A 26,981-nucleotide genomic window follows, 5' to 3' on the forward strand; every position below is an offset into this window, starting at 1 on the left:
TTGCAAGACATGATAAGGCTAAGCGTCCGGCCTGAGGCAGGCCGGACGTAACGGCGTCAGCGATCGGCAGGTAAGGCATAAGCCATTAATGCATCGCCGGAACGCGTTCCGAGACCGCCATGACCGCCTGCGGCGATAACCACGTACTGTCGGCCATCTTTACCGAGATAGGTCATCGGCGTTGCCTGGCCGCCAGCGGGCAGACGGGTGCGCCATAGCTCATGCCCGCTCTTTTCATCGAAAGCGCGAAGATAGTCATCTGCGGTTGCGCCCATAAAAATCAGGCCGCTGCGCGTAATAATATTGCCACCGATCATAAATATGCCCGTCGGCAGCGGCGCATTGGTATGAGTACCAAAGATGTTCATATCTCGCGTGGTGCCAACCGGGCGCTCCCAGATGATTTTTCGGCTGGTGAGGTCGATGGCAAACACCTTACCCCAGGGCGGCGTGCTACACGGCGCGCCCAGCGCCGATAGCCAGGGTTTCACCACCGCCGCCCATGAGGTGCCATACTGCGGGCCGACCGCAAACTCTTTAGGTTTGGGATAGGGCTGACCGCTGCCCCAGCCGCGCCACGGCTTTATCAGTCCCTGATCCATCGCCTCCTGATTCGTCATCATCTGCATAGTAAACGGGATATAGCTGGTATTGGCTATCAGCACCTTGTGCGCAGGATCAACCGACGCGCCGTACCAGTCCAGCACCCCATCAAAGGCTGGATAGGCGATAGAAGTGCCTTTTGCTGGCGGCGTGAATTTTCCCTGATAACGGTAGCGGTGGAACTGAACGCGGCACCACAGCTGATCAAACGGCGTGGCGCCCCAGGCATCCGTTTCTTTCAGCGCGGGCGGCGAAAGATCGGGCATTCCGGTGGAAAAAGGCTGCGTAGCGGAAAGATGCTCGCCTGGCAGTGAAGGGGAGGTGGGAACCGCTTTTTCCGTCACCTGCGCCAGCGGTTTGCCGGTGCGTCTGTCCAGCAGGAACAGCTGCCCCATTTTGGTGGTTTGCACCAGCGCCGGCGTCAGGTTTCCCTGCGTATCCGGCAGGTCAATCAGCGTCGGCCCGATGGGCAGATCAAAGTCCCAGACGTCATGATGCACGGTCTGAAAATGCCACTTCTCCTCGCCTGTATGTATATCGAGCGCCACAAGCGCGCTGGAATATTGCTCATCAAACGGCCTGCGCTGGCCGCCATAATAATCGGGCGTGGCGTTCCCCAGCGGAATGTAGATCATTCCAAGCTTAGGATCTGCCGTGTAGGTTCCCCAGCCGTTCGGGGTGCCGCGCGTATAGGTTTCGCCCGCTTTCAGCGGCGCGTTTGCCGGATTCTTGCCCATATCCCAGGCCCATGCCAGTTGACCGCTTTGTTCATCGTAGGCGCGCACCACGCCTGAAGGCTCGCCTGCCGACTGGTTATCGTAAATCCAGCCGCCCAGCACGATACGTCCGTCCATCACCATCGGCTGTGAGGTGATAAAGTGAAAACCAGCCGGCACTTCTCCCATCCGATCGGTCAGGCTGACATAGCCAGCGTTACCGAAGTTTTTGCAGACTTTTCCCGTACGGGCGTTTATCGCCACCATACGTGCATCGGCCGTGGTGCTGATAATCTTTTCCGGGCATTCCGGATCGCTGGCAACGCTGCTGTAAGCGACGCCTCGGCAGGCCAGATACTCATTGGCGGACGTATCGGTGTGGGGATCGAATTTCCAAAGCTGTTTTCCGGTCGTGGCATCCAGCGCAATCACTTGCCGATGAGGAGTACAGATATAGAGGTTATCGCCCACCTTTACCGGCGTTACTTCAAAATTATATTCACGGCCAGCCTTATCTTCGCCCTTACGCATCACGTCGCCGGTATCGTAACGCCAGGCGGGTTTCAGCTGGCTGACGTTCGCCGGCGTAATCTGCGCAAGCGGCGAGTAGCGTTGGCCAGCCGGATTATTGCCGTAGTATCGCCAGTCATTACTGCCCGTTGTCGCGGCAGAGTCCGCTGTCTGCGGCGCAGGAAAGGGCGCATGGGTGACAAAACGCGCATCGGTGACACGCCAGCCGGTATAAAAAATGGCAGCGATAACGATGATATAAACCAGTCCGGAGGCTGTTGCCGCACGTTTTTCACGGCCTGTACTGAACAACGGTTTTACTATCCACGGCAGACTGAGCCAGACGCCGAGCAGGGCGAGCACGAACAGACGCGGCATTAGCTGCCATCCATCCAGTCCCACCTCGGATACCGCCCAGATAACAGAAGCGATAAATGTCAGCAGATAGAGCCATAGCCCTGAGGAGCGGCGCAATAAAATCAGGATGCCCGATGCCAGATAGCCTGTACCCGCTAACAGATACCAGGGCGTTCCGCCTTCCGCTGCGAGCCATCCTCCTAAGACCAGGAACAGCAAGCCGCACAGACTTACAATAATGCCGCTGACAAACGTCAGGACACCTTTTTTCTTATCAGACACGGCGACCTCAAGCGTAAAGGAAAGTAAATAAAGCCTAATAAAGAAACAATGCTTGTGATGCTCACCAGATAGTAAAGAATGTAACTTTATGTAATTACATAATGTATTTCTCAAAGACTACAGAAGGGCTGTCACGCTTTACGAGCGGCGTGGTGACTCGGGAAAAGCGACTAATATAAATGCTAAAATTAGCGCACTTCATTAACGGCGAAGGGGCAATCACACCTAAAATCTGTTATTGGTGGTTATCCATCTCATAAACTAAAAACCATAATGGTCAGAAAGATTAGCACCTTTACTGGCCGGGCTATACCTGGGCTGGGTTATTCTGGCGTCTGATGTTTCACAAATAACATATCGTACAGTCAGAGATTACAACCGTATTGCCAGAGGAAATAACAAAATATGGTAGATACTGTTGAAAAGCGTGTTTATGAACTTGTTAAGCCGTGGAATGGTCGTTCATGGCTGACGCTTAAAATGCCTCCTTTAAATGGCGACACATCACTAAACCAGACAATGAACATGGATGAAGAAGAAGCTCAGGATTTGCTTGATGAGATTTTTACTGAGTTTAATCTCAGGCATTCTGATCTCGATTTCAGTATCTATTTTCCTGCGAAAAATCGCAAAGATGCGAAACCTCTGACCATCAATATGCTTATCGAGTCAGCCAGAGCGGGCCGCTGGTTGTATAACTAATTCATGCCGGAGGGTTGTTTTTTACTCTCCGTCACCTTGGTGCGCATAATGTATATTATGTTAAATGATGACAAAGGGATACTAAGTTCATAAGCATTCACAGACCACCACCAAACATACACATAGCTTATGCGCACTATCCTATTTGGCAAACATTATGTCTTTAACAAATTTGCTTGCGGAGCTATTTCGCGACATCGTTTTTATCGAAGGTTTCCATTACCTTCAGGAGATCAGGCGCCAGCATGCTTTGCTGCCTGGCACCTGAAACAAAACCTTTGCCCTGTGGTGTTCACTTACCTCGCTTGAAACAGTTTTACCGGTAGTCCTCTAGTTTCTGGCGGACAGCGCTCAACCGTTCTCCTGTCGCTAAAACGGAGGATACCTGACAATAGAACTCATACCTGCGGCTGCTTTTTCGAACCAGACACTACCGCGCGCCTGCCTTAAGTTGGATGCGAACGTTCAACACATAACACTAACCAGAACATTCATACCGCCTGCGAAATGACAAAATACACCATCGATAGTTTTAGCATCCTTCAGCTCTACAAAGCTATGGCCGCTTTTGGATGCGTATGACGCAGAAACAGCCCCTGAATTTTCAAAATTAACGGTGGCAAATAGTAATCTATAGGTTACAATATGCCTATAAATTGTTAACTACGAACTACAATTATGGCTAAGGTTAAGCATTATAAAACAGCCAATGGCCGCGACCCTTTTGATGAATTTTTGCGTGGTGTAAAAGACCCTATCGCAAAGGCAAAGATTGCTACCCGTGTGGCAAGAATGGCCACAGGAAATTACGGGGATTACAAACCATGCAGGGAAAGCGTGTCAGAGCTAAGGATTGATCAAGGGCCGGGTTATCGCGTCTACTTCAGTGATGTGACCGATCCAACTGACGGAGCAGTGAGCCTGCTTTTACTGGGTGGTGATAAAAGAAAGCAGGATGCCGATATTGATCAGGCCGTTGAGTTTCTCAACGACTACAAAAGCAGGAAATGAGAGGTAAATTTTATGGCTAAATCAGTGCTTCATGATGATGCAATGGTACAACTCATTAAAGACGATCCGGCGTTTGCGCCGGTCTATCTTCACCAGGCACTCATCGAAATCGATGAAGATGGCGGCTATGAGGCGTTTATGCTTGCGCTACGCCACGTCATTGAAGCAACGGGCGGCATGACAGCTATTGCAGAACGTACAGGTATGTCACGTGAGTCGCTTTATAAGTCTCTTTCTCCTCGTGGTAACCCGTCTTTTAAGCGCATCGCGGCGGTTGCATCAGCAACTGGATATCCGATTTCGAAAATTGCATCTGTCGATTCACACGCAATCGCTTAATTCAAGTCAAAAAAACAAGCCCGGTATGTGCCGGGCTTGTTAATAGCAATATCTACACGTCTACTTATACTCTTCTTTTTCTCCCTGGAGATATTTTGCCGAGCCCACCTATATTAAAGCTCGAAAAGATACTATCGCCCTGCTCTCCTTTAGTTGAAACTCTATCAAGGTATGGCATCTTTTGTCTGAGAATATCCACGAAAACGTATCCGGGTGGTAGTGGTAAAGACTCGCCTCTAAAAACTCATCCCTGACAGACAGGGAGCTGACCATAAGCTCATTTTTTTGAGCTGGCTCCGCAAAGTTGGCTTCAGAACTGGACAGAAAGTTATTAACATGTTAATGATTTGTATATCATCAGGAGTGGAGATTGTTTTTTTATGCGGCTAAGGGTTGAAACTTTGTTAGCCAGAGGCTTGACCGGCCCGACATAAAATTCATCGGCTGGCTGCCAGGGAAATAAGTAACCCAGTAAATTATAAACCTTTAACGACAAAAATTTGGCGTCGATTTTATGCTGGCTAAATTTTTATAGCAACGTTGGCATCTCAATTGCATTAATGAATATGATTATTCTTAAAGAGAGCAAAAATGTTACCGACAGCCCAAAATAAACAGGTCTTTTCTTTACAGCCAGAGCAGCCGTGGTTTGTGCTAAGCGCATCACAAAAATATTCTTTAATGCGATCTGAAAACCAATCAGTTTCGCATTTTTATTCCTTCAAAGTTTCCCGCAATGCAATTAATACGTTAGCTATTCCTGATGGCTGCGTAGATATATTATTTGACTGTAACGACAGTAAGCCTGTTGCACGCGTTTGTGGTTCACCTCTGGAAGCCAGAGAAGTTGAGCTTATACCTGGACACGACTATTTTGGCGTGAGATTTAAACCTGGCGCCCTCCCCGCTTTTCTCAATCTGTCTGCTGAAGAGTTAACCGATAATGAGTATTCCTTCCTGGACGTTATTCCAGACGGTTACGAAGCTTTTGAGCGCATTGTCTCTTCTTCAGTTTTACCTCACCGAATTTATCTTTTTAATCAATACTTTAATCCTGATATAGTGCGTTCTCCTTGTCTGGTTTCTCAGTGGGCTATTGATGAGATAATACGAAGTCGCGGTTGTATCCGCATGGATAAGTTAGAAACTTTAACCGGTTATACCTGCCGCACCATTCAGCGACTTTTCCGCCAGGATACCGGTATGTCGCCTAAAGCCTTTAGCCGGATAATCCGTTTTCAATATGCTTTAAATACGATTAATAAAGTGAGTAATATCACGTTTTGTGAATTAGCATTAGATTTAGGATTCAGCGATCAGTCTCACTTTTTGAGAGAGTTTAAAAAACTAGTGAGTACGACGCCCCTGGAATATCAGCGCCGGATTACCATTGAATCTTATAACGATCGTATACGTTACCACTAAAAACAGGTCGCCCTAAAATGATGCAAAAGCTCCGGCCTGGTGCAAGAGACTCTGTTATAAATGTCCGATTTGTTCTATCTCTCCTTAGTCACTTGATAAAATATTGAGTCGTTTTCCTGCCTTTGAATTCAAAAATTCAAAGTATAAAATCGCTTATAAAGGTAATGACAATGAGTGACACTTCCGGACTAAGAAAAAATACCTTAGGTTTATTCTCATTAGTGTTTTTCGTAGTAGCAGCGGCTTCTCCGTTAACAGGCGTTGTGGGTGCATTACCTGTTGCTATATTTACCGGAAATGGCGGCGGCATTCCTGTTATATATATTCTGGCATGTCTGATTTTAATGGTTTTTTCCGTGGGGTATATCGCGATGAGCCGTTATGTCAGCAATTCTGGCGCTTTTTATACTTATATATCAAAGGGATTGGGCCCAAACTGGGGGGCTTCCGCCTCTGTGCTGGCGTTAATCGCCTATTTTTCAATTCAGACTGCGATTGTTTCAATGTTGGGCTTTTTTACTCAACTCTTTCTTGAACAGCATTTTGGGCTGAGCATAGCCTGGTGGATCCTCAGCATCTGCCTGGCGGCTCTCGCCTGGATTTTGGGTATCAAACGCGTTGAAATCGGCGGCAAAATATTGGGCGTGCTGATGCTTGCTGAAGTCATCATCGTACTGATCACCGATGTTGCAGTGCTGGTGCATAAAGCGGGTCCGCTGACGTTCAGCTCATTTGAGCCATCGGTTTTTTTGCATGGTAACCTGGGGATAGCGTTTGTCTTCGCCATTGCAGCCTTCATTGGTTTCGAATCAACGGCCATTTATGCGGAAGAATGCCGCGAGCCGCATAAAACCGTTCCCCGCGCCACGATTTGTGCTCTGTTAATCATTACCGCTTTTTTTTGCTTTACCAGCTGGTCACTGGTACAGGCCTATAGTTTTGAACGGTTAATTGAAATGGCCAGCCGGGATCCGGGTAATTTTGTGTTTGATATTACTCGCCAGAATGTCGGCCAATGGGCGGTCGATACGATGTCGGTATTACTCATCACCAGCCTGTTCGCTGCCACTCTGGCCTTTCATAACAACATATCGCGTTATCTTTTCAGTATCAGCAGGGATGGTTTGATCTGGAAAGCGTTAGCAAAAACGCACCCGATAAACGGGACGCCCAGCAACGCCAGCCATGCGCACAGCATAGTGCTTATCCTGTTACTGGCGGTTATGGGCAGCTTAAGCGTTGATCCTATGGTACACGTATTTGCATTTGGTTCTGCCATCGCCACCTTGTCTATTCTGGTACTGCAGGTAGGCGTTTCCGCTTCGGTTATCATGTTCTTTAAACGTTTAGCGCATGGAAACAGCACATGGCAGATTTTTTGGGCTCCGGTACTTTCCATGGCAGCAATGCTGATAACCATTGTCCTGGTTATCGATAATCTTCAGCTACTCAGCGGCAGCGACTCCGTCCTGGTGAAGCTTATTCCCTGGTTTATTGCGCTGTGTGCTGCGGGTGGCTATGTAGTCTCTCTGAGAAGGCAATTGCGGGTTTCCTGAGCAGCAGACGGGCGAATGCAGAAATTTAAACCACGATCGGCGGCCGGGAAAACCTCTCTTCCCGGCCGCTTCTTTTATTAAGTTGATTATAAAAAGGCGGGTCCCTTTAGCGGTGGCCAGCGCATCTGTTTATCTCAGTGTCGAATAATGATTGATTTCAGTTCCGTGTAATCATTGATGAAAGCTGAACCAAATTCACGGCCGATTCCTGACGCTTTTGCGCCGCCAAACGGAACGGCTGGATCGAGTAAAGTGTGCATGTTTACCCAGACGGTACCGGCTTCAATGCGCGGTACATAGTTCAACGCTCTGGATAAATCATTGGTCCACAGGCTTGCGGTCAGGCCATACGGCGTATCGTTAAACAATGAGATAAGCTCTTCTTCGTCATCATAAGCATAGAAAGTTGCGACAGGGCCAAAGGTTTCCTCATTGAGCAGCGGCGCCTTCGGATCATCTACGCGGATAACGGTCGGTTTAACAAAATATCCTGGGCCTTCAAGCGATTCGCCGCCAAACACGACGGTATTACCTTCACTGCGGGCCTGCGCAAAAAACTGGTTAATTTTGTCGAAATGCGCTTTGTTTGCCAGGGGACCAAACTGCGTTTCGTCATCCAGCGGATCGCCGATTTTTATCGAAGCCAACGCCTGTCCTAACTTATCCAGCGTTTCATCAATGCGGGAGCGGTGAATAAAGAAGCGTTCACCTGCTGCGCACACTTGTCCCTGATGCACAAAGCCCGCTTCCAGAATACCGGCAACGGCTTTATCCGCGTCCACATCCGGTAAAAAGCCAACCGAGTTTTTACCGCCAAGCTCAAGTGTGGCGCGCGTTAGCTTCGCTTCCATCGCGCTGCGCCCTACCGCAATGCCGGTCGGCACCGAGCCGGTAAAACTCACCTTAGAGGTCCCTTCATGGACAATTAACTGACGACCGGCATTACCGCCGCCGCTAACCACATTTAATGCGCCATCCGGTAGTCCCGCCTGTGTGGCTAACTCTGCAATGCGTAAAATCGTTAAGGGAGTGAACTGGCTGGCTTTGATGATGCTGGTGCAGCCGGTGGCCAGCGCAGAAGCAAATTTCCACACGGCGATCATAATCGAGAAATTCCACGGTACGATACCGACAACCACACCGACCGGCTCACGACGGGTAAAGGCGCTGTAGCGCTCACCGTTGAAGGAGGGTAATGACGGCGCGATGGTTTCACCGGTAATGCGCGTCGCTGCGCCTGCGTAGTAGCGCAGGAAATTTACCGCCTGATCCACTTCGAAGGCCCGTGAAATCTGTATGGTTTTACCTGACTGACTGGTTTCAATCTGCGCCAGCTCTTCCCGGTGTTTAAGCATCAAATCTGCGAGACGCAAAAGAACGTTGCCACGTTCAGCTGGCGTGGTATTTGCCCAGGCTCCACGAAACGCGGACTGGCTCGATGCCACAGCGGCGTCAATGTCCGTCTGTTGCGCATCTGCAATGCTGGCGATCGCTTTGCCGTTCGCCGGGTTAATAATCATGATGCGCTCACCCTGGCTTGCGGTTGGATGTCCATGAATAAAGTGGCCATGCTGACGGGCAAGGAATGCAGTAACTTCAGGTAGTAATGAAACGAGTGCCATTTTCGGGATCCTCGATGAGAAAAGCCAACGTCTGAAACCTCAGAACGCACTTTAAAGGTGAGCCTGCGTTCAGATAAAAATGCTGCGTATTGCGCAGCATTTTGGGTTGGACTGGAGCGGTTGCTGTCAGGCTACAGCGAGGTAATGTTTGGTATAGCCGTCTGAAACCACCTCCCACAAAGTGGAGGTGCCTTTGCTGACGAACCAGCTGTCGCCCGCTTTATAAACGGTTTTGATGCCGGTGGATTCATCCGTAATATGCACCTCGCCATCAATAAGCGTGGCCTGTTCGCTGAAGGGATAAACCAGACGATATTTACCTTTAGAGGTGCCGAAATAGGCCGCGCTGACAGGGTCGGTCGGCGCACCAAAAGTAGCTTTACCGTAAGCCTGCACGTCGCCGCCCGCAAAAATTTCGCCACCGATATTTTTCAGGCTGCCCCAGGCATCCAGATCGGCCAGGGTAATACCTTTTTGGATTGTGATGAAACTCATGATGATCTCCTTATATTTTGCACGGAATAATCTATTGAAACTTAGCGGCGCCCATGCCAGTAGCCGGAAGTCTGGTGTAAAATTTTGCCTAATGAACAGAGCTGCGCCCGATAGCGATCTTTACCCGGAATGCTGGCGCGGCTAATTGAACGCATCAGGTCATAACGTGGTGAGCCGCCCAAAATACCTTCTGCAAGTATTTTGCAAATAATCTGGCTGGGGGTAACGCCAAAGCCTGAGTATCCCTGAACGAAGAAGGCGTTTGGTTTGTCCTGAAGCGTGCCCAGTTGCGGAAACAAGTTTTTCGTTGATGCCATCGGCCCGCCCCATGCCATATCAATTTTGACATCATGAAGATAGGGAAATACCTCCAGCATTAATTGCCGATTCCATGCTTTAAGATCGTGTGGAATACGCTCAATTAATGCGGTGGAGGAACCGAACATCAGACGGTTTTCATTGGTAACGCGGTAATAGTTAATGACCGGACGAATATCGCTGTAAGCGCCGCGGATTGGGCTGATGCGTTGAATTATCTCATCGCTGAGAGGCTCGGTAATAGAGTTGTAGGCGTAAACGTTTATTGTGCTGCGGTGAAGTTCCGGTTCTATCTGGTTATTAAAACCATCTACCGCCCACACCAGCTTACTGGCACGCACCTTTCCCTTCGCCGTACGAACCTCAATTTTGTCGCCATAAATCACCGCCAGCGCTGGGCTGTATTCAAAGATACGTACGCCATAAATTTCCGATGCGGCTTTTGCTTCACCCAATAGCAGATTGAGGGAATGGACATGACCTCCTCCGGTATGAAGGAGGGCGGAATGATAAATATCCGAACCAATAATCTGTTGGACATCCTTGCCTTCAAGATATTGAATATCATAGGACGAACCCAGTGACCGAAACTCCTTTTCCCAATTCCGTAGCGTTTTAGCCTGACGCGCGTTATAGGCCATATAACCGTAGCCGCTACAGAAATCCGCATCGATATTATATTTTTGAATTCGATCGCGCATGATCTGCGGGCCGATATCGCTGAGGGCGAAAATAGCTTTTACGCCCTCTTCGCCAACGTCTTTTCTTATAGCATCCAGATCATGGCCAATTCCTGCCATAACCTGACCGCCGTTGCGGCTGGTGCCACCATAGCCAAGATAGCGCGCCTCCAGTACTACTGTATTGGTCACACCGTTTTCAGCTAACTCCAGCGCGGTATGAATACCTGAAAATCCACCGCCGATAATGACCACATCCGCTTCAATGTCTTGCTCAAGAGAAGAGCAACTCAGCGAGTATTTTTTTGTCGCCGTGTAATAAGTGGGTTGTTCATCAACATGCATTGCCTGTCCCGCCGTTCAATGTATAAACCTGTAGTGATCACTTGAGTCGTCACTCAACGTGCAGGGTTTATCTCATGCGGCAGATGTTAAGATCTTGTCAAAATGCGACAGCAAAGCCCGGCCAGATCGTTTTCTGGCCGGTTAAGGGGCTCTACGCCGGAACCGCCGAAATGTTGATGCTGTGCATGTCTCCGGTGATAGTCGTGGGTTTCGCCTTTGAGGTATTCCGGTACCAGATATTAAAGACATGATGGCCTTCATCGTCGTTTGTACCAATAAGGTAACCGTTTATCGGACTATGTTTGCACAGCAGCGTGTAAGCCACCCTGCCTTTACCGCGGCCGAAGTATTTACGCGAATGCCGGGCCTTCACTATCGGACGCTCAACGCCAAATTTCTGCCCATCAATGGCACCATAAAGGGTCTCCGGATCAAACGAATAGCGCGGAAAAACCGGTAGTTTCTCTATGGCATCGGTGATGCAGTCATGGGCAGTGAGCAGCGACGCCAGACGAAGTTACTATTCATGAATGCCTTAGCAGGAGGCAGGACTGCGGGGGTTTTAGCAGGGGTACGCGCGTTCACCGACCTATTGCGCAAGTTTCATCGGTCATTTTTTAATGCTTCAGCTGTGCGTGCCAATACCTGTTCAGATAATTCCTTACTTCGTAGTTATAGCCAGCATCGCATCCTGAAAACAGTGAGTTATAACCTTATCGAGCTGAACGACAATATGCAGGTCAGACATTTCAAAACGGCAAAACATCTTAGAAAGTCTGCTTCAGCCGGTCAAATTATGGGGCTCGATGGCTTCGGTGTCCGGGCCGTTAACGTTACGTTCCTGTAGCGCATTGAACTCCTGCAGCAATGACTTCAGCTGTTTCATTTTCTGCGGGCCGAACTGCTCTTCAATTTGTTGATAGCCAGCCTCAATTTCGCTACTGGCTTCCTGGTATAGCGCGGCGCCTTGCGGCGTTAAAGAAGCAAAAAGTTTACGCTGATCGTTCAGCGGCTTCAGACGAAATACCAGCCCATCTCTTTCGAGCCGGGTCAGGATACCGGTCAGACTGGGCCGCAAAATACATGCTTCCTTCGCCAGTGCCAGAAAATCCAACGAACGATGTTCAGCAAGAATACGGATGATGCGCCATTGCTGCTCGGTCAGATTATGGTGATTAAGGATAGGTCGAAAATAGCCCATGGCTGTTTCCCGCGCCTGTAAGAGAGCAATAGTAAGGGAATCATGCATAAAGGTTCCGCTTGTTTCTGATCGGATGGATTAACTACACAGTATATTTCCTGATGAGATGACTGCATAGCGTGAGAAATATTCTGCACTAAAAGATCACAATGTTAACACATTAATGATGTGATGACGATCACGAATCTGATAACAAAAAATTAACAAAATTAACATCAACTTAATTAAGTGCTTGTTTAAAAAGTATTTTTAAGAAAATTTAGCAGCTTTATCAACCACCAGCCGCTTTTTACCCTCTTGATCTTTATGCTCCCGATGATCTAATAATCATTTCATTAACATGTTAACGACATGGGTGATTTACTTTCGGGCATGAGGAAATACGATGAAGAAGTCGGTCTTTGCTGTGGCGCTCAACCACCGTTCTCAAACAGAACACTGGAATGAGGCTTTTCACCAGTCACCTTATAAAACCCCGCCAAAAACGCCGGTCTGGTTTATCAAGCCACGTAATACGCATCGGAAGATGGGCGACGTTATTTCACTGCCTGAACAGCAACAAACCTTCAGTGGCGGAACGCTTGCGGTAGTGATGGGTAAAGTTGCCCGCAAAATTAGAGCGGCTGATGCTGAGCAATATATCGCTGGCTATGCGCTGGCCAATGAGCTGAGCCTTGCGGAAGAGAGTTTTTATCGCCCGGCGATAAAGGCTAAATGTCGTGATGGTTTCTGCCCAATGGGGGAAATGGCCGGGCTTAAAGACGTCAGTGCGTTGGATATTGTTACTGAGGTCAATGGCGTGGTGAAACAGAGCTGGTCAACCTCAGAGCTACACCGCAATGCCGCGGAGCTTATCGCCGCGTTAAGCGATTTCGCTACTTTACAGGCAGGCGATGTCATTCTTCTCGGTACGCCACAGCAACGTATTCCAGTGAATGCGGGCGACAGCGTGACCATTAAAGCGCAGGGTTTACCCACGCTGACTAACTCATTCAGCGATGAAACGAACGTTAAAACGCAGCCGGACGGTCACCCCACGCTGTTTGCGCTGGGGCTAAACTACGCCGATCACGCGACTGAACTGGATTTCAACGCGCCGGAAGAACCGCTGGTGTTCATAAAAGCGCCCAACACCGTGACCGGAGATAACTGTGTCAGCGTTCGCCCTGACAACCTTGAGTACATGCACTACGAAGCTGAATTAGTGGTGGTCATCGGTAAAACTGCCCGCAATGTCAAGCGTGCCGAGGCGTTTGATTATGTCGCAGGCTATACGGTTTGCAATGATTATGCGGTACGTGACTATCTGGAAAATTATTACCGCCCCAACCTGCGCGTAAAAAGCCGCGACACCCTAACGCCGCTGCTCGCAAAGATTACCCCGCGAGAAGCCATTCCCGACGTGCAAAACCTGCAGCTAAAAACCTTTGTTAATGGCGAGCTTACCCAGTCCGGCAGCACCCGCGACATGGTTTTTAGCGTCGCGTTCCTGATCGAATATCTGAGCGAATTTATGACGCTGCAACCCGGCGACATGATCGCCACCGGCACGCCAAAAGGGCTGGCCGATGTTAAACCGGGCGATGAAGTGGTGGTGGAAGTGGAAGGCGTGGGGCGTTTAACCAACCGCATTGTCAGTGAAAAACAGTTTGAGGAGAACCTGAAATGAAAAAAATTAACCACTGGATTGACGGTAAGAACGTTGCCAGCAGTGACTATTTTACCACTGTGAACCCGGCCAATGGCGAGGTGCTGGCTGAAGTGGCTTCTGGCGGTGAGAAGGAAATACATCAGGCGGTGGCAGCGGCAAAGAAGGCTTTTCCGAAGTGGGCTAATACCCCCATGAAAGAACGTGCCCGTCTGATGCGACGTCTGGGGGAACTGATCGATGAAAACGTGCCTGAAATCGCTGAAATGGAAACCGCCGATACCGGTTTGCCGATCCACCAGACGAAGAACGTTCTGATACCGCGTGCTTCGCACAACTTTGAGTTCTTCGCTGAAATCTGTCAGCAAATGAACGGTCGCACCTATCCGGTGGACGACACCATGATGAACTATACGCTGATCCAGCCGGTTGGCGTCTGCGCACTGGTGTCGCCATGGAACGTACCTTTCATGACGGCGACCTGGAAAACCGCGCCCTGCCTTGCGCTGGGTAATACGGCCGTGCTGAAGATGTCTGAGCTTTCGCCCCTGTCCGCCGATCGCCTGGGTGAGCTGGCGCTGGAAGCCGGTATTCCTGCGGGCGTGCTTAACGTTGTGCAGGGATATGGCAGCAGCGCCGGTGATGCGCTGGTACGGCATGATGACGTGCGGGCGGTCTCCTTTACCGGCGGCACGGTGACCGGCCGCAAGATTATGCAAAATGCCGGTTTGAAAAAGTTCTCTATGGAACTGGGCGGTAAGTCTCCAGTGCTGGTGTTCGAAGACGCCGATATTGAGCGGGCGCTGGATGCTGCGCTATTCACCATCTTCTCGCTTAACGGCGAGCGTTGCACCGCCGGCTCCCGCATCTTCATTCAGGAAAGCATTTACCCTGAATTTGTGAAGCGATTCGCTGAACGCGCTAACCGCCTGCGCGTTGGCGATCCAACCGATCCGCATACGCAGGTAGGCGCACTGATCAGCCACCAGCACTGGGAAAAAGTATCAGGCTATATCCGTTTGGGCATTGAAGAAGGCGCCAGGCTGCTGGCAGGCGGCCCGGACAAGCCGGAAGGTCTGAGCCACGGCAACTTCCTGCGCCCTACTGTTCTTGCTGACGTGGATAACCGGATGCGCATTGCACAGGAAGAGATTTTTGGACCGGTCGCCTGTTTGCTGCCATTTAAAGATGAGGCTGAAGGTCTGCGTCTGGCAAACGATGTTGAGTACGGCCTGGCGTCTTATCTCTGGACTCAGGATGTCAGCAAGGTATTGCGCCTGTCGCGCAGCATTGAAGCGGGCATGGTGTTTGTTAATACCCAGAACGTACGCGATCTGCGGCAACCTTTCGGCGGTATTAAGGCTTCCGGCACAGGACGCGAAGGCGGCGAATACAGCTTCGAAGTTTTTGCTGAGATGAAGAACGTCTGTATCTCCTACGGTAATCACCCGATCCCGAAATGGGGCGTTTGATCCCCTATTACAACGACGGCCGTCGCGTGACGGTTGTCCTGAGCACTGTGTAAATACTGAAGAGACCAGAACAATGGCGATTAAAACTAAAACATCTGCTGTACCCGCTCCAGACGTTGTTCGTTGCGCTTACATGGAAATTCAGGTTACCAACCTGAAAGCCGCACGCGAATTTTACGTGGATATACTTGGCCTGACTGTTACCGAAGAGGATGAGCAGACCATCTATCTGCGCTCGCTGGAAGAATTTATTCATCATAACCTGGTGCTGCGTCAGGGTGACGTAGCCGCCGTTGCCGCCTTCTCATTCCGTGTCCGCAGCCCGGAAGAGGTTGATCGCGCTGAAGCGTATTTTAAAGAGCTGGGCTGCCGTACTGAACGCCGCGTAGGCGGCTTTGTTAAAGGGATTGGTGATTCGGTGCGCGTCGAAGACCCGCTCGGCTTCCCTTACGAGTTCTTCTATGACGTGCAGCATGTTGATCGCCTGGCCTGGCGTTATGATCTTTACACGCCGGGAGCCCTGGTGCGTCTTGATCACTTCAACCAGATCACCCCGGATGTGCCTAAAGCCGTTGATTACATTCAGGGGCTGGGCTTCCAGGTGACGGAAGATATTCGTGATGAAAATGGCGTGGTTTACGCTGCATGGACGCGCCGCAAGCAAACGGTACACGATACGGCGATGACAGGCGGAGCGGGCCCCCGGATGCACCATATCGCTTTCTCGACGCATGAGAAACACAACATTCTGGCCATTTGCGACAAGCTGGGCGCATTACGAAAATCTGACCTTATCGAGCGTGGTCCGGGCCGTCACGGCGTATCGAACGCTTTCTATCTCTACCTGCGCGATCCGGATGGGCATCGCATTGAGATCTACACCCAGGATTACTACACCGGCGATCCGGATAACCCAGTGGTGAGCTGGGACGTGCATGACAATCAGCGCCGCGACTGGTGGGGAAGCCCGGTGGTGCCTAGCTGGTATTCAGAAGGTTCGCCGGTACTCGACCTTGACGGCAAACCGCAGCCGATAGTTGAGCGCAGCGATCCCAGCGAAATGGTGGTCACCATCGGTGCCGATGGCTTCTCCTACACGCGTAAAGGTGATGTGGAAGAAGGCTTCAAACTGGGCAATACCCTGTAACGCTGCTGCTGCAGGTCTCCTCTGATCTGCAGCTTACTTCCAGTTGATTAATGGCTAATCCTGCAGGCTCAGGATCGGCTTAACGTTGCCCGCTTTCGGGTATCAGGAGGCTGTTATGCCCCACTTTATCGCGGAATGTACTGAAAACATTCGTCAGCAGGCTGAATTACCCGCGCTGTTTGCCCAGGTCAATGCACATCTGGCCAACAGCGGCATCTTCCCACTCGGCGGCATCCGCAGCCGCGCGCACTGGATCGACACCTGGCAGATGGCCGATGGCAAACACGATTACGCCTTTGTACACATGACGTTGAAAATTGGTCATGGCCGTGCGCTGGAGGAGCTACAGCCGGTGATGGCCGCACTCTTTGATCTCATTACGCACCACTTTGCAAAGCTGAGCAGCGAACATTATCTGGCGCTGTCGCTGGCGGTTGAAGAACTGCATCCGGTGCTGAATTTCAAAAAGAATAACGTTCACGCCCTGTTCCGTTGAGGTTTGTTCATGAAAGAAGAACTGCAATTATTGCGGCAGCAAGCTTTTATCAATGGTGAATGGACTGATGCGCTGAAAGGTAAACAGTTCAGTGTCCGTAATCCCGCGACGGGAGAAATCATCGCGCAGGTAGCCGATTTGGGCATAACCGAAACCAAACAGGCTATCGCCTTTGCCGGGCAGGCACTGGTCACATGGCGAGCAACGACCGCACATGAACGCAGTGCGATCCTCAAACGCTGGTTCAAGCTGATCATGTTATATCAGATGCCGCTCGCTCAGCTCCTGAGCCAGGAACAGGGCAAGCCGCTGAATGAATCGCTGGGCGAAATTGCCTATGGCGCGAGTTTTATTGAGTGGTTTGCGGAAGAAGGTAAGCGCACCTATGGCGAGACCATTCCTTCTCCGGCCCCTCATCGCCGCCTTGTAACCATAAAACAGCCTGTTGGCGTGGTGGCAGCGATCACGCCGTGGAATTTTCCCTGCGCAATGATTACGCGCAAGGTAGGCCCGGCACTTGCCGCCGGCTGTACCCTGGTGCTGAAGCCAGCAGCGGAAACGCCGCTTACGGCGCTGGCGCTGGCGGTGCTCGCACAGGAAGCTGGTTTGCCTGCCGGCGTGCTGAATATTATTACATCGACGGATGCTACAGGCGTGGGTGCGACCCTGACCGCCAGTGACACCGTGCGTAAATTATCCTTCACCGGTTCGACGCGGGTCGGTAAGTTACTGATGGCACAGAGTGCAGAGACGGTGAAAAAGCTGTCGCTGGAGCTGGGCGGCAATGCGCCGCTGATCGTCTTTAACGATGCGGATTTAGACAGCGCAGTTGAAGGGGCGCTGGCGGCTAAATTTCGCAACAGTGGACAGACCTGCGTCTGTGCTAACCGCATTCTGGTTCAGGACGGCATTTATGATGCTTTTGCTGAGCGCTTCTCCGCAGCCGTCGCCGCTCTGAAAGTGGGCCCCGCAACGGACCATGAATCACAGCAAGGGCCGCTTATCTCTTCTGCCGCCTGCCGCAAGGTTGAAGAACATATCGCTGATGCGCTCCGTCAGGGCGCATCGCTGCTAACCGGCGGCAAGCCGCATGCATTAGGCGGCCAGTTTTGGCAACCCACCGTCCTTATCAACGTGACGTCAACTATGCGCATTGCTCATGAAGAAACATTCGGGCCGGTAGCGCCGTTGTTCCGTTTTCATGATGAGCAGGAAGCGATTGAAATGGCAAATGATAGCGAAAGCGGCCTGGCTGCCTACTTCTGGACGCAAAACATTCAGCGAGCATGGCGCGTAGCCGAGGCGCTGGAAAGCGGCATGGTCGGCATTAATGAAGGATTGATTTCAAACGAAGTGGTGCCGTTCGGCGGAATTAAACAGTCCGGCCTGGGGCGTGAAGGCTCCCGTTACGGCATTGAAGACTATTTAGAAGTGAAATACCTCTGCTTCGGCGGGATTAATCAAACGGGAGTCTGAATATGTTAGACAGCCAAACCATTAAACGCCTGGCGCGCGAACTGCATCAGGCTGAAAAAAATCGCGAACAGACTCGTCAGCTTTCGTTGCGCCACAGCGAAATGACCATTGATGATGCCTACGCTATACAGCGCGAGTGGGTAGCAGAGAAGATAGCTGAAGGACGCGTTTTAAAAGGCCACAAGATTGGTCTGACGTCTAAAGCCATGCAGGCCAGCTCGCAAATTGATGAGCCCGATTATGGCGCCCTGCTGGATGATATGTTTTTTGCCGATGGCAGCGATATTCCGGTTGACCGCTTCATCGTACCACGCGTTGAAGTAGAGCTGGCCTTTGTGCTGGCGAAACCTTTACGTGGCCCCAATTGCACGCTGTTCGATGTTTACAACGCGACCGACTACGTTATTCCGGCGCTGGAGATCATTGATGCGCGCTGTCATGGCATCGATCCCGAAACGCAGCGCTCACGTAAGGTTTTTGACACCATCTCTGATAACGCGGCGAATGCTGGCGTGGTCATGGGCGGACGTCCCGTTAAGCCTGAGGCGCTCGATCTGCGTTGGATCTCAGCGCTGATGTACCGCAACGGCGTGATTGAGGAGTCCGGCGTCGCTGCCGCCGTGTTGAATCATCCCGCTAACGGTGTGGCGTGGCTGGCCAATAAGCTGGCTTCCCATGACGTTCAGCTGGAAGCCGGGCAAATCATTCTCGGCGGCTCTTTTACCCGCCCCGTGGCCGCACGCAAAGGCGATACCTTCCATGTCGACTATGGCGTGATGGGCGCCATCAGCTGTCGCTTTGTCTGAGGTTAACTACATGATTATTAATACTTTTAAACAGCTACTTAAAGATAAACAGCCCCAGATCGGCCTGTGGCTGGGATTAGCTAACAGCTACAGTGCGGAAGTGGTTGCCGGTGCCGGTTTCCACTGGCTGCTGATTGATGGCGAACATGCTCCCAACGATGTGCGTTCGGTATTAAGTCAGCTACAGGCCATCGCGCCTTACGGCAGCCACCCGGTAGTGCGCCCGCCCTGGAACGATGCGGTAATTATTAAGCAACTGCTTGATACCGGCGCGCAAACCTTACTGATACCGATGGTGCAAACCGCCGGGGACGCCAAAAAAGCCGTGGCTGCCTGCCGCTATCCGCCTCATGGCGTTCGCGGCGTGGGAAGCGCGCTTGCCCGCGCGTCGCGCTGGAATCGAGTGCCGAATTATTTGCTGGGCGCTGATGAAGAGATCTGCGTGCTGGTGCAAATCGAAACGCGTCAGGGCGTCGCCAACCTCGAAGAGATACTGGCCGTTGACGGCGTAGATGGCGTGTTTATTGGGCCCGCCGATCTTAGTGCAGATATGGGATTCCCCGGCAATCCTGCTCATCCTGTCGTCCAGAAAGTTATCGAGGAGAGTATTGAAAAAATCCTCATGGCCAATAAGGCGCCGGGCATATTGATGGCCAATGAGGCAGTGGCTCAACACTACCTTGAACGGGGAGCGCTATTTGTTGCGGTTGGCGTTGATACCACCTTACTTGCGCGTTCAGCAGAGGCGCTGGCGGCTCGCTTTATCGGTTCTTCAGAGCCAGGCGAGCAGATAAACAAAGCGGTTTATTAACTCCAGAGGGGAGAAAACCATGACAACGCTTACCCAACCGCAGCAGCAAAACAGCCTGTCTCAAACTGAACAGCGGGTGATCCAAAAACTGTTTCGACGGCTGATCGTCTTTTTATTCGTTTTGTTTGTTTTCTCCTTTCTTGACCGCATTAACATTGGCTTCTCCGGCCTGACGATGGGCAAAGATTTAGGCCTCACCTCGACCATGTTTGGGCTGGCAGCCACGCTGTTTTATGTCACTTATGTTCTGTGCGGCATACCCAGCAATATTATGCTGGGTATTGCAGGAGCCCGCCGCTGGATAGCCACTATTATGGTGCTGTGGGGTATCGCTTCAACCTGCACATTGTTTGCTACGGACGCCACCTCACTTTATCTGCTGCGTATGCTGGTGGGCATCGCTGAGGCCGGATTTTTGCCTGGCATCCTTCTTTATCTTACCTGGTGGTTTCCGGCCTATTACCGTGCCAGGGCTAATGCGCTGTTTATGGTTGCTATGCCGGTCACGATGATGATTGGTTCGTTATTATCGGGTTACATTCTGGCGCTCGACGGCGTGTGGAATTTAAAAGGCTGGCAGTGGCTGTTTTTACTGGAGGGATTACCGTCGGTAATTCTGGGCGTTGCCACGTGGTTTTTTCTGGATGACAAACCGGCTCAGGCGCGCTGGCTGGATGAAGATGAAAAGCAGGCCCTGCAAAACATGATGGATCGCGAACGCAATGCGGCTGACAAACCCACTGCGGTAAAAACCTCTGTCTGGCGTGAAGTCTTTACCCCGGTGGTGATGCTTTATACCCTGGCCTACTTTTGCCTGACCAATACCCTCAGCGCGATTAATATCTGGACCCCGCAGATTTTAAAAAGCTTCAATGAAGGCAGCAGCAATATTACGATTGGCCTGCTGGCCGCTATTCCACAGTTCTGCACTATTCTGGCGATGATCTGGTGGAGCCGACGCTCCGATCGGCTTAAAGAGCGTAAGCGACACACTATTCTGCCCTACTTTGCTGCTGCAGCCGGCTGGTTACTGGCATCTGCCAGCGCGCATCCTGTTATTCAGCTACTGGGTATTATCATTGCTTCCTCCGCAGCGTTCACCGCAATGGCTATTTTCTGGACCACGCCCGATCGGGTCATTAGTTTTGCCGCGCGGGCGGTGGCACTTGCTGTTATTAACGCCGTCGGAAACGTTGGCTCCGCAGTAAGCCCGTTATTGATCGGTATATTGCGCGATACAACGGGAAGTTTTAATGCGGGTTTGTGGTTTGTTGCCGCCCTGCTGGTAGTCGGCGCGCTGGTGCTGATGATGATACCGATGACGGGAGAGAAAACGCGTCAGACAGCCCTGTTTCAGCACACACGGAAAGTGCATTAAGGAGCCAGCATGACAGCCACTACGCATCCGACATTTCAAAATATTGATATTGGCAAAGAGTACGATGCGCGTTACGCCAGTGACGATGTACATTACGAAACCTTTTCAAAACTGGCTGATTTTTTTGGGCGCGATATGCGCCCGCACTGGCACGATCGCTACTTTCAGCTGCATTTTCTGATGAGCGGAAAAATTACCCTCCAGCTTGACGATCATTATTATGCGGTAAAAGCCCCGCTTTTTGTTTTGACGCCGCCTTCAGTGCCCCATACTTTTATTACTGATTCTGACAGTGACGGACATGTGTTAACTGTACGCCAGGAAATTATCTGGCCCTTAATTGAAAAATTATGGCCGGGCAGCGGCGAGGCGATTAATTTGCAGGGGATCTGTCTTTCCCTTGAATCCTGCCCGCAAACTCTGCATGCGCTAAATCATTACTGGCCAATTATCGCTGCGGAATTCAGCCAGCCGGCACCGGGGCGTGAGCTAACCTTAATTGCCCTGGCGCAGGCGGTATTTACCTTACTGCTGCGAGAAGCCCCACCAGACGATCTTTCCGCCTGCGGCGTACGTGGAGAAATGCAGGTATTTCAACAGTTCAATCATCTGATTGATAACAATTTCAGGCAGCATATGACCGTGCCGGATTATGCTCAACGACTTGGCATCAGTGAGTCGCGGCTGACTGAACTCTGCCGTCGCTTTGCCAATCAGTCGCCTAAACGGCTGATATTTGCACGTCTGTTGCGTGAGGCAAAACGCCAGCTTCTTTACAGCGCGCAAAGCGTAAACCAGATCTCATACGGACTGGGATATAAAGATCCGGCCTATTTTGCCCGTTTTTTCCATCGTATGGCGGGTTGTTCGCCAAGTCAGTTCCGCAGTCGTTAAATCACCGGGCGATATGTTCAGGCATATCGCCTTGCTAAACCTTTGATCGCGATCGCAATTCAGCCAAACTTCCTTTCTGCTGGTGAAAAGTACCAGCGTTCGCCTGAAAAGTCTCTTCCGGGCTCTGCCGTTAAGCGCTTAAATCAATTAACAGAAAACAAACATTTAAATAACAAAAGCGCTAATTGTATTTTTAGCCGCAACCCGTGAGGTAAAAAAATGAAACCTGAAGCCCATCGCGCCCAGACTACTCGCCCATTTACGGGTGAAGAATATTTAAAAAGCCTGCAGGATGGACGTGAAATCTATATTTACGGCGAACGCGTGAAAGACGTTACCACTCATCCCGCCTTTCGCAATGCCGCAGGTTCCATCTCAACGCTTTATGATGCCCTGCACGCACCTGAGTCACACGACAATCTTTGCTGGCAAACCGATACCGGTAATGGCGGCTATACCCACCGTACTTTTCGTTTTGCCCGCTCTGCTGAAGAGATCCGCCAGCAGCGAGATTCCATTGCTGACTGGTCACGCCTGACCTACGGCTGGATGGGGCGTACGCCCGATTATAAAGCCGCTTTTGGTTGTTCACTGGGTGCTAACCCGGAATTTTACGGTGAGTATGCCGATAACGCGCGCAACTGGTATCAGCGTATTCAGGAAGCGGGTTTGTACTTTAACCACGCCATTGTTAACCCACCAATCGACCGTCATAAACCGGCAGATGAAGTGAAAGATGTTTATGTGCAGGTTGAGAAAGAGACCGATGCCGGCATTATCGTCAGCGGTGCCAAAGTGGTGGCGACCAACTCGGCGCTGACGCATTACAATTTCATTGGCTTCGGTTCGGCGCAGGTTATGGGAGATGACCCCAGCTTTGCGCTGATGTTTGTAGCGCCGATGGATGCGGATGGCGTGAAGCTCATTTCACGTGCGTCTTATGAAATGGTGGCAGGCGCAACCGGCTCACCGTTCGATTATCCGCTCTCCAGCCGCTTCGATGAGAACGACGCTATTCTGGTGATGGATAAAGTGCTCATTCCCTGGGAAAACGTGCTTATTTACCGCGACTTTGACCGTTGTCGTCGCTGGAGCGTGGAAGCCGGATTTGCGCGTCTCTATCCCATGCAAGCCTGTGTTCGCCTGGCCGTTAAGCTCGATTTCGTCACTGCGTTATTGCAAAAAAGCCTTGAATGCAGCGGCGTGCTTGAATTCCGTGGCGTACAGGCTGCGCTGGGCGAAGTCGTTGCATGGCGTAACCTGTTTTGGTCGCTGAGCGACGCAATGTGTTCCGAAGCGCACGCCTGGAAAAATGGCGCCTGGCTGCCGGATATGCAGGCGATGCAGACCTACCGCGTCATGGCGCCGATGGCTTACAGCAAAATTAAAAACATCATTGAAAGCACTGTCACCAGCAGCCTGATTTATCTGCCGTCCAGCGTGCGTGACTTGAACAATCCAGAAATCGATCGCTATCTGGCGCAGTACGTACGCGGCTCAAATGGTATGGATCACGAACAGCGCATCAAAATCTTAAAGCTGATGTGGGATGCGATTGGCAGCGAGTTCGGCGGCCGTCACGAGCTGTATGAAATTAACTATGCGGGCAGTCAGGATGAAGTGCGGTTGCAGTGTCTGCGCCATGCACAGGGCTCCGGCAATATGAAAAGCATGATGGATATGGTGGATCGCTGTCTGGCAGATTATGACCGCAACGGCTGGACCGTGCCGCATCTGCATAACAACGGTGATATTAATCAGCTTGATCGCTTACTTAAATAGCGGGAGGTTTTTATGTCTCATGAAGAACAACATCGCTTACGTTTCCGTGACGCAATGGCCAGCCTGCCTGCGGCAGTTAATATCGTCACCACTCAGGGCAGCGCCGGACGCTGCGGAATTACGGCAACCGCAGTCTGCTCGGTCACCGACACGCCGCCAACCCTGTTGGTGTGTGTGAATCGTAAAAGTGCGATGAATCCGGTATTCGAACAGAACGGCAAAATGTGCGTCAACGTTCTCAATCATGAACAGGAAGAGATGGCGCGTCACTTTGCGGGTATGACCGCGCTGACTATGGATCAACGCTTCATCCTTGAAGGCTGGCGTGACGGTGTTTTGAAGCAGCCTGTTTTACAGCGTGCGTTAGCCAGTCTGGAAGGCGATATTCAGCAAATTCAGACTATCGGCACGCATCAGCTTTACCTGCTTGAAATCAGACACATCACGCTGGCGGAAGAAGGTAATGGCTTAATCTATTTCAAACGACAGTTTCATGCGACGCCGCATTCGGAACCGATCCCTACCGCATAAGGTCGCCCTGCGGGTGCAGTCACGTCGGGAGTAAAAAGTCAGGTTACCGTTACCTGACTTTTTATTTCATACGACCCAGAGCGAATGCCATCAGCGGTAAGAAATAATCATAACAGGCAAATTTAACGGCGATACGCCAACGAGCGCACCAGCCTGTCGCCGAGCTTTTGTATGATTTGTACCATCACCAGCAGCACCACGATGGTGGCCGCCATGATTTGATTGTCGAAGCGCTGATAGCCGTAGCGGATCGCCAGATCGCCCAGGCCGCCGCCGCCAACTACGCCCGCCATCGCGGAAAACCCGATTAGCATTACAATAGTCAGCGTGACGCCTGCCACCAGCGCAGGCAGCGCTTCCGGCAACAGCACGCGGCTGACGATGTGCCATAAATTACCTCCCATTGATACCACCGCTTCAATACGGCCGCGATCCACTTCGTCCAGGGCGTTTTCGACAATGCGCGCAAAAAATGGAAACGCGCCGAGCGTGATCGGCACAATCGCGGCCGTACTACCGAGAGTGGTGCCTATCAGCAAACGGGTAAAGGGGATCAGTGCAATGAGCAGCACGACAAAAGGCAAGGCGCGACCGGTATTGACCAGCACATTGAGCAGCAATGAAATAGCGCGGTTGGGTAAAATACCGCCTTTACGCGTCAGAAACAGCAGCACGCCGATCGGCAGGCCAAGCGCCACGGTAAACAGTGCGGCAAGCAGCACCATATACAGGGTTTCATAAGTGGCATTCAGCAGCAGCTCCTGAAAGCGATCCTGGCTTACGCTACGCATCGTCTTAACTCCTCAGGCTGATATTTGGCGATAAAGGCGCGATCGTTTTCGCCATCTTTCAACAGCATGTGGCGTAAGCGCCCTTCACTACGACGCATAATCTGGGCAATGCTGCCGCTCTCTACCAGCCTGCCATGCTCAAGCAGCGCCGCGCCGTGGCAAATACGTTTCACCACCGCCATTTCATGGGTAATCAGCACAATGGTGATATTAAGCTTTTGCTGTATATCAGCCAGCAAATCGAGAATGGAGCCGGTAGTTTCCGGATCCAATGCGCTGGTAGCTTCGTCGCACAGTAGATACCGCGGCTGCACGGCCAGCGCGCGGGCAATGCCGACACGCTGTTTCTGGCCGCCGGAAAGTTGTGATGGCCAGGCGCTACCGAACTTCTCCAGCCCCACCAGCTGCAGCAGGGAGGCCACGCGCTGACGGCGCTCCTTAGAGGAAACACCTGCAATTTCCAGCGGCAGGTCGATGTTGTCGTGAACATTACGCGAATGAAGCAAATTGAAATGCTGGAAAATCATTCCCATCTGTTGACGCTGGCGACGCAGCTGCGGCAAGCTCAGCTGAGAAATATCCTTGCCATCAATTTCGATTTCGCCGCTGGAAGGACTTTCAAGCCTATTCAGGCAGCGCAGTAAGGTACTTTTACCCGCGCCGCTGCGCCCAAGGATGCCGAAAATCGCTCCCTCTTCAATCGTTAACGTTACGTCGGCTAACGCCGGCGCTGCTGCACCGGCATAAGATTTGCTGAGATTCCTGAGTTTAATCATGTTTTTCGTCCGCAACCGGAATCACCGAGCCGTGGTAATTCTTACGAATAAAGTCAGTCACCTGCGGCGATGTCAGATCTTTCGCCAGCTGCACTATGCGCGGATCTTTTGCCAGTTCTGGCGTGGTGACCAGCAAATTGGCGTAAGGATTATGTTCTGCAGATTCCAGCCCTAACGCATCTTTCGCCGGGGTCAGACCCGCTTCCAGCGCGTAGTTGCCGTTGATGATCGCAGCATCAACGTCATCCAGCGAACGTGGCAGCTGAGGTGACTCAATCTCAATGATTTTGATCTGTTTTGGGTTGTCGCTGATATTTTTTGGCGTCACCAGCGTCGAACCCGCTGCGCCCTGCGCTTTTAGGCGAATCACTCCTTTATCCTGCAGCAGCCACAGCGCACGGCTCAGGTTTGTCGTATTATTGGGCACCGCAATGCTGGCCCCCTGCGGTAAGGCATCAAGACTTTTTACCTTGCGCGAGTAAATCCCAAGCGGTTCGATATGCACGTTGGCGGCAACCGCAAACGTTTTACCCAGCGCTTTCTCCTGGTCTTTCAGATAAGGCAGATGCTGGAAATAGTTGGCGTCCACATCGCCTGATGCCAGCAGTTCGTTGGCATTGACGCTGCCGCTGAGCTCGACAATATTCAGATCCAGTTTTGGATCGATTTTTTTCACATATGCCAGAATTTCAGCATGCGGCACCGGATCGGCAGCCACGCGCAAAGGTGCGGCCTGTAAGCTCTGTGCAATCAGCAGTGTCATCCCGGCGAGGGTAAAAACGCTTTTTTTGATCATCATTATTCTCTTATT

General features: G+C 51.3%; 24 protein-coding genes and 2 pseudogenes. 17 read left to right on the plus strand and 9 right to left on the minus strand.

Features of this window, described 5'->3' with window-relative positions; translation table 11 throughout:
• Positions 1-56: 56 nt before the first annotated feature.
• Complete coding sequence (locus tag COO59_RS03965; RefSeq protein ID WP_103058542.1) at positions 57-2,468, minus strand: membrane-bound PQQ-dependent dehydrogenase, glucose/quinate/shikimate family; 2,412 nt, start codon at positions 2,466-2,468, stop codon at positions 57-59.
• 225 nt (positions 2,469-2,693) lie between these two features.
• Here COO59_RS03965 and COO59_RS21605 point away from each other — a divergent pair.
• The 6 genes and pseudogenes from COO59_RS21605 to COO59_RS03990 all read left to right on the plus strand — a co-directional run.
• Positions 2,694-2,880 (plus strand): annotated as a pseudogene (locus tag COO59_RS21605) (STM2901 family protein); the annotation flags it as partial.
• Positions 2,874-3,170 carry a DUF1493 family protein gene (locus COO59_RS03970; protein ID WP_103058543.1) on the plus strand — a complete coding sequence of 99 codons (297 nt, stop codon included), beginning with the start codon at positions 2,874-2,876 and terminating at the stop codon, positions 3,168-3,170. The pseudogene COO59_RS21605 and the gene COO59_RS03970, both read left to right, overlap by 7 nt.
• A 678-nt stretch (positions 3,171-3,848) precedes the next feature.
• Positions 3,849-4,181, plus strand: coding sequence for a type II toxin-antitoxin system RelE/ParE family toxin (locus COO59_RS03975; RefSeq protein ID WP_103058544.1), 333 nt, complete (start codon positions 3,849-3,851; stop codon positions 4,179-4,181).
• 12 nt (positions 4,182-4,193) lie between these two features.
• The gene (locus COO59_RS03980) at positions 4,194-4,520 is read left to right on the plus strand and encodes an addiction module antidote protein (protein WP_103058545.1); all 327 of its coding nucleotides are present in this window, start codon (positions 4,194-4,196) and stop codon (positions 4,518-4,520) included.
• 591 nt (positions 4,521-5,111) lie between these two features.
• Positions 5,112-5,945, plus strand: a complete 834-nt coding sequence (locus COO59_RS03985) for a helix-turn-helix domain-containing protein (protein ID WP_103058546.1) — start codon at positions 5,112-5,114, stop codon at positions 5,943-5,945.
• Positions 5,946-6,115: 170 nt separating this feature from the next.
• On the plus strand, positions 6,116-7,501 hold the full coding sequence (locus tag COO59_RS03990) for an APC family permease (protein WP_103058547.1): 1,386 nt from the start codon (positions 6,116-6,118) through the stop codon (positions 7,499-7,501).
• 134 nt (positions 7,502-7,635) lie between these two features.
• On the opposite strand, the gene COO59_RS03995 is transcribed toward COO59_RS03990, so the two are convergent.
• The 5 genes and pseudogenes from COO59_RS03995 to hpaR all read right to left on the minus strand — a co-directional run bounded on the left by COO59_RS03995 (position 7,636) and on the right by hpaR (position 12,210).
• A complete protein-coding gene (locus COO59_RS03995) occupies positions 7,636-9,123 on the minus strand; it encodes an aldehyde dehydrogenase family protein (protein ID WP_103058548.1) in 1,488 nt (495 codons plus the stop codon).
• Between the two features lie 126 nt (positions 9,124-9,249).
• The gene (locus COO59_RS04000) at positions 9,250-9,618 is read right to left on the minus strand and encodes a cupin domain-containing protein (protein WP_103058549.1); all 369 of its coding nucleotides are present in this window, start codon (positions 9,616-9,618) and stop codon (positions 9,250-9,252) included.
• Between the two features lie 41 nt (positions 9,619-9,659).
• A complete protein-coding gene (locus COO59_RS04005; RefSeq protein WP_103058550.1) occupies positions 9,660-10,961 on the minus strand; it encodes an NAD(P)/FAD-dependent oxidoreductase in 1,302 nt (433 codons plus the stop codon).
• 172 nt (positions 10,962-11,133) lie between these two features.
• Positions 11,134-11,478: pseudogene (locus COO59_RS04010) on the minus strand (Tn3 family transposase); the annotation flags it as partial.
• A 264-nt stretch (positions 11,479-11,742) separates the two neighbouring features.
• Positions 11,743-12,210: a homoprotocatechuate degradation operon regulator HpaR gene (gene hpaR / locus COO59_RS04015; protein WP_103058551.1), complete on the minus strand. Its 468-nt coding sequence runs from the start codon at positions 12,208-12,210 to the stop codon at positions 11,743-11,745.
• A gap of 337 nt (positions 12,211-12,547) precedes the next feature.
• Between hpaR and COO59_RS04020 the strand changes: the two genes are divergently transcribed.
• The 11 genes from COO59_RS04020 to hpaC all read left to right on the plus strand — a co-directional run bounded on the left by COO59_RS04020 (position 12,548) and on the right by hpaC (position 24,603).
• A complete protein-coding gene (locus tag COO59_RS04020) occupies positions 12,548-13,831 on the plus strand; it encodes a fumarylacetoacetate hydrolase family protein (protein ID WP_103058552.1) in 1,284 nt (427 codons plus the stop codon).
• The gene (gene hpaE / locus COO59_RS04025; RefSeq protein ID WP_103058553.1) at positions 13,828-15,282 is read left to right on the plus strand and encodes a 5-carboxymethyl-2-hydroxymuconate semialdehyde dehydrogenase; all 1,455 of its coding nucleotides are present in this window, start codon (positions 13,828-13,830) and stop codon (positions 15,280-15,282) included. The genes COO59_RS04020 and hpaE overlap by 4 nt, the downstream gene beginning before the upstream one ends.
• A gap of 73 nt (positions 15,283-15,355) precedes the next feature.
• Complete coding sequence (hpaD, locus tag COO59_RS04030) at positions 15,356-16,429, plus strand: 3,4-dihydroxyphenylacetate 2,3-dioxygenase (RefSeq protein ID WP_103058554.1); 1,074 nt, start codon at positions 15,356-15,358, stop codon at positions 16,427-16,429.
• Positions 16,430-16,544: 115 nt separating this feature from the next.
• Positions 16,545-16,925, plus strand: a complete 381-nt coding sequence (locus COO59_RS04035; RefSeq protein ID WP_103058555.1) for a 5-carboxymethyl-2-hydroxymuconate Delta-isomerase — start codon at positions 16,545-16,547, stop codon at positions 16,923-16,925.
• A gap of 9 nt (positions 16,926-16,934) precedes the next feature.
• A complete protein-coding gene (locus COO59_RS04040) occupies positions 16,935-18,401 on the plus strand; it encodes an NAD-dependent succinate-semialdehyde dehydrogenase (RefSeq protein WP_103058556.1) in 1,467 nt (488 codons plus the stop codon).
• A 2-nt stretch (positions 18,402-18,403) separates the two neighbouring features.
• Entirely contained in the window at positions 18,404-19,207 is an 804-nt protein-coding gene (gene hpaH, locus COO59_RS04045) for a 2-oxo-hept-4-ene-1,7-dioate hydratase (RefSeq protein WP_103058557.1), read from the plus strand.
• Between the two features lie 10 nt (positions 19,208-19,217).
• Positions 19,218-20,018 (plus strand): 4-hydroxy-2-oxoheptanedioate aldolase, encoded by an 801-nt coding sequence (gene hpaI, locus COO59_RS04050; protein WP_103058558.1) that lies wholly within the window; start codon positions 19,218-19,220, stop codon positions 20,016-20,018.
• Positions 20,019-20,037: 19 nt separating this feature from the next.
• Positions 20,038-21,396 (plus strand): 4-hydroxyphenylacetate permease, encoded by a 1,359-nt coding sequence (hpaX, locus tag COO59_RS04055; RefSeq protein WP_103058559.1) that lies wholly within the window; start codon positions 20,038-20,040, stop codon positions 21,394-21,396.
• Positions 21,397-21,405: 9 nt separating this feature from the next.
• Positions 21,406-22,290: a 4-hydroxyphenylacetate catabolism regulatory protein HpaA gene (gene hpaA / locus COO59_RS04060; protein ID WP_103058560.1), complete on the plus strand. Its 885-nt coding sequence runs from the start codon at positions 21,406-21,408 to the stop codon at positions 22,288-22,290.
• Positions 22,291-22,509: 219 nt separating this feature from the next.
• Positions 22,510-24,072, plus strand: a complete 1,563-nt coding sequence (hpaB, locus tag COO59_RS04065) for a 4-hydroxyphenylacetate 3-monooxygenase, oxygenase component (RefSeq protein WP_103058561.1) — start codon at positions 22,510-22,512, stop codon at positions 24,070-24,072.
• A gap of 12 nt (positions 24,073-24,084) precedes the next feature.
• On the plus strand, positions 24,085-24,603 hold the full coding sequence (gene hpaC, locus COO59_RS04070; protein ID WP_103058562.1) for a 4-hydroxyphenylacetate 3-monooxygenase, reductase component: 519 nt from the start codon (positions 24,085-24,087) through the stop codon (positions 24,601-24,603).
• A gap of 122 nt (positions 24,604-24,725) precedes the next feature.
• On the opposite strand, the gene COO59_RS04075 is transcribed toward hpaC, so the two are convergent.
• Genes COO59_RS04075 through COO59_RS04085 form a run of 3 tightly spaced genes read right to left on the minus strand, consistent with a single transcriptional unit; the run spans position 24,726 to position 26,966 of the window.
• Positions 24,726-25,394, minus strand: a complete 669-nt coding sequence (locus COO59_RS04075; protein ID WP_103058563.1) for a methionine ABC transporter permease — start codon at positions 25,392-25,394, stop codon at positions 24,726-24,728.
• Entirely contained in the window at positions 25,382-26,170 is a 789-nt protein-coding gene (locus COO59_RS04080) for a methionine ABC transporter ATP-binding protein (protein ID WP_103058564.1), read from the minus strand. The genes COO59_RS04075 and COO59_RS04080 overlap by 13 nt, the downstream gene beginning before the upstream one ends.
• Positions 26,163-26,966 carry a MetQ/NlpA family ABC transporter substrate-binding protein gene (locus COO59_RS04085; RefSeq protein WP_103058706.1) on the minus strand — a complete coding sequence of 268 codons (804 nt, stop codon included), beginning with the start codon at positions 26,964-26,966 and terminating at the stop codon, positions 26,163-26,165. Before COO59_RS04085 ends, COO59_RS04080 begins: the two co-directional genes overlap by 8 nt.
• Between the last annotated feature and the right edge of the window lie 15 nt (positions 26,967-26,981).

Source organism: Mixta theicola (assembly GCF_002895925.1).
GTDB lineage: Bacteria > Pseudomonadota > Gammaproteobacteria > Enterobacterales > Enterobacteriaceae > Mixta > Mixta theicola.

What these genes read in the sequence shown, in the direction of transcription:
- COO59_RS03970 (WP_103058543.1), top strand. Translation starts at nt 2,874, where the DNA reads ATGGTAGATACTGTTGAAAAGCGTGTTTATGAACTTGTTAAGCCGTGG.
- COO59_RS03975 (WP_103058544.1), top strand. Translation starts at nt 3,849, where the DNA reads ATGGCTAAGGTTAAGCATTATAAAACAGCCAATGGCCGCGACCCTTTT.
- COO59_RS03980 (WP_103058545.1), top strand. Translation starts at nt 4,194, where the DNA reads ATGGCTAAATCAGTGCTTCATGATGATGCAATGGTACAACTCATTAAA.
- COO59_RS03985 (WP_103058546.1), top strand. Translation starts at nt 5,112, where the DNA reads ATGTTACCGACAGCCCAAAATAAACAGGTCTTTTCTTTACAGCCAGAG.
- COO59_RS03990 (WP_103058547.1), top strand. Translation starts at nt 6,116, where the DNA reads ATGAGTGACACTTCCGGACTAAGAAAAAATACCTTAGGTTTATTCTCA.
- COO59_RS03995 (WP_103058548.1), bottom strand. Translation starts at nt 9,123, where the DNA reads ATGGCACTCGTTTCATTACTACCTGAAGTTACTGCATTCCTTGCCCGT.
- COO59_RS04000 (WP_103058549.1), bottom strand. Translation starts at nt 9,618, where the DNA reads ATGAGTTTCATCACAATCCAAAAAGGTATTACCCTGGCCGATCTGGAT.
- COO59_RS04005 (WP_103058550.1), bottom strand. Translation starts at nt 10,961, where the DNA reads ATGCATGTTGATGAACAACCCACTTATTACACGGCGACAAAAAAATAC.
- hpaR (WP_103058551.1), bottom strand. Translation starts at nt 12,210, where the DNA reads ATGCATGATTCCCTTACTATTGCTCTCTTACAGGCGCGGGAAACAGCC.
- COO59_RS04020 (WP_103058552.1), top strand. Translation starts at nt 12,548, where the DNA reads ATGAAGAAGTCGGTCTTTGCTGTGGCGCTCAACCACCGTTCTCAAACA.
- hpaE (WP_103058553.1), top strand. Translation starts at nt 13,828, where the DNA reads ATGAAAAAAATTAACCACTGGATTGACGGTAAGAACGTTGCCAGCAGT.
- hpaD (WP_103058554.1), top strand. Translation starts at nt 15,356, where the DNA reads ATGGCGATTAAAACTAAAACATCTGCTGTACCCGCTCCAGACGTTGTT.
- COO59_RS04035 (WP_103058555.1), top strand. Translation starts at nt 16,545, where the DNA reads ATGCCCCACTTTATCGCGGAATGTACTGAAAACATTCGTCAGCAGGCT.
- COO59_RS04040 (WP_103058556.1), top strand. Translation starts at nt 16,935, where the DNA reads ATGAAAGAAGAACTGCAATTATTGCGGCAGCAAGCTTTTATCAATGGT.
- hpaH (WP_103058557.1), top strand. Translation starts at nt 18,404, where the DNA reads ATGTTAGACAGCCAAACCATTAAACGCCTGGCGCGCGAACTGCATCAG.
- hpaI (WP_103058558.1), top strand. Translation starts at nt 19,218, where the DNA reads ATGATTATTAATACTTTTAAACAGCTACTTAAAGATAAACAGCCCCAG.
- hpaX (WP_103058559.1), top strand. Translation starts at nt 20,038, where the DNA reads ATGACAACGCTTACCCAACCGCAGCAGCAAAACAGCCTGTCTCAAACT.
- hpaA (WP_103058560.1), top strand. Translation starts at nt 21,406, where the DNA reads ATGACAGCCACTACGCATCCGACATTTCAAAATATTGATATTGGCAAA.
- hpaB (WP_103058561.1), top strand. Translation starts at nt 22,510, where the DNA reads ATGAAACCTGAAGCCCATCGCGCCCAGACTACTCGCCCATTTACGGGT.
- hpaC (WP_103058562.1), top strand. Translation starts at nt 24,085, where the DNA reads ATGTCTCATGAAGAACAACATCGCTTACGTTTCCGTGACGCAATGGCC.
- COO59_RS04075 (WP_103058563.1), bottom strand. Translation starts at nt 25,394, where the DNA reads ATGCGTAGCGTAAGCCAGGATCGCTTTCAGGAGCTGCTGCTGAATGCC.
- COO59_RS04080 (WP_103058564.1), bottom strand. Translation starts at nt 26,170, where the DNA reads ATGATTAAACTCAGGAATCTCAGCAAATCTTATGCCGGTGCAGCAGCG.
- COO59_RS04085 (WP_103058706.1), bottom strand. Translation starts at nt 26,966, where the DNA reads ATGATCAAAAAAAGCGTTTTTACCCTCGCCGGGATGACACTGCTGATT.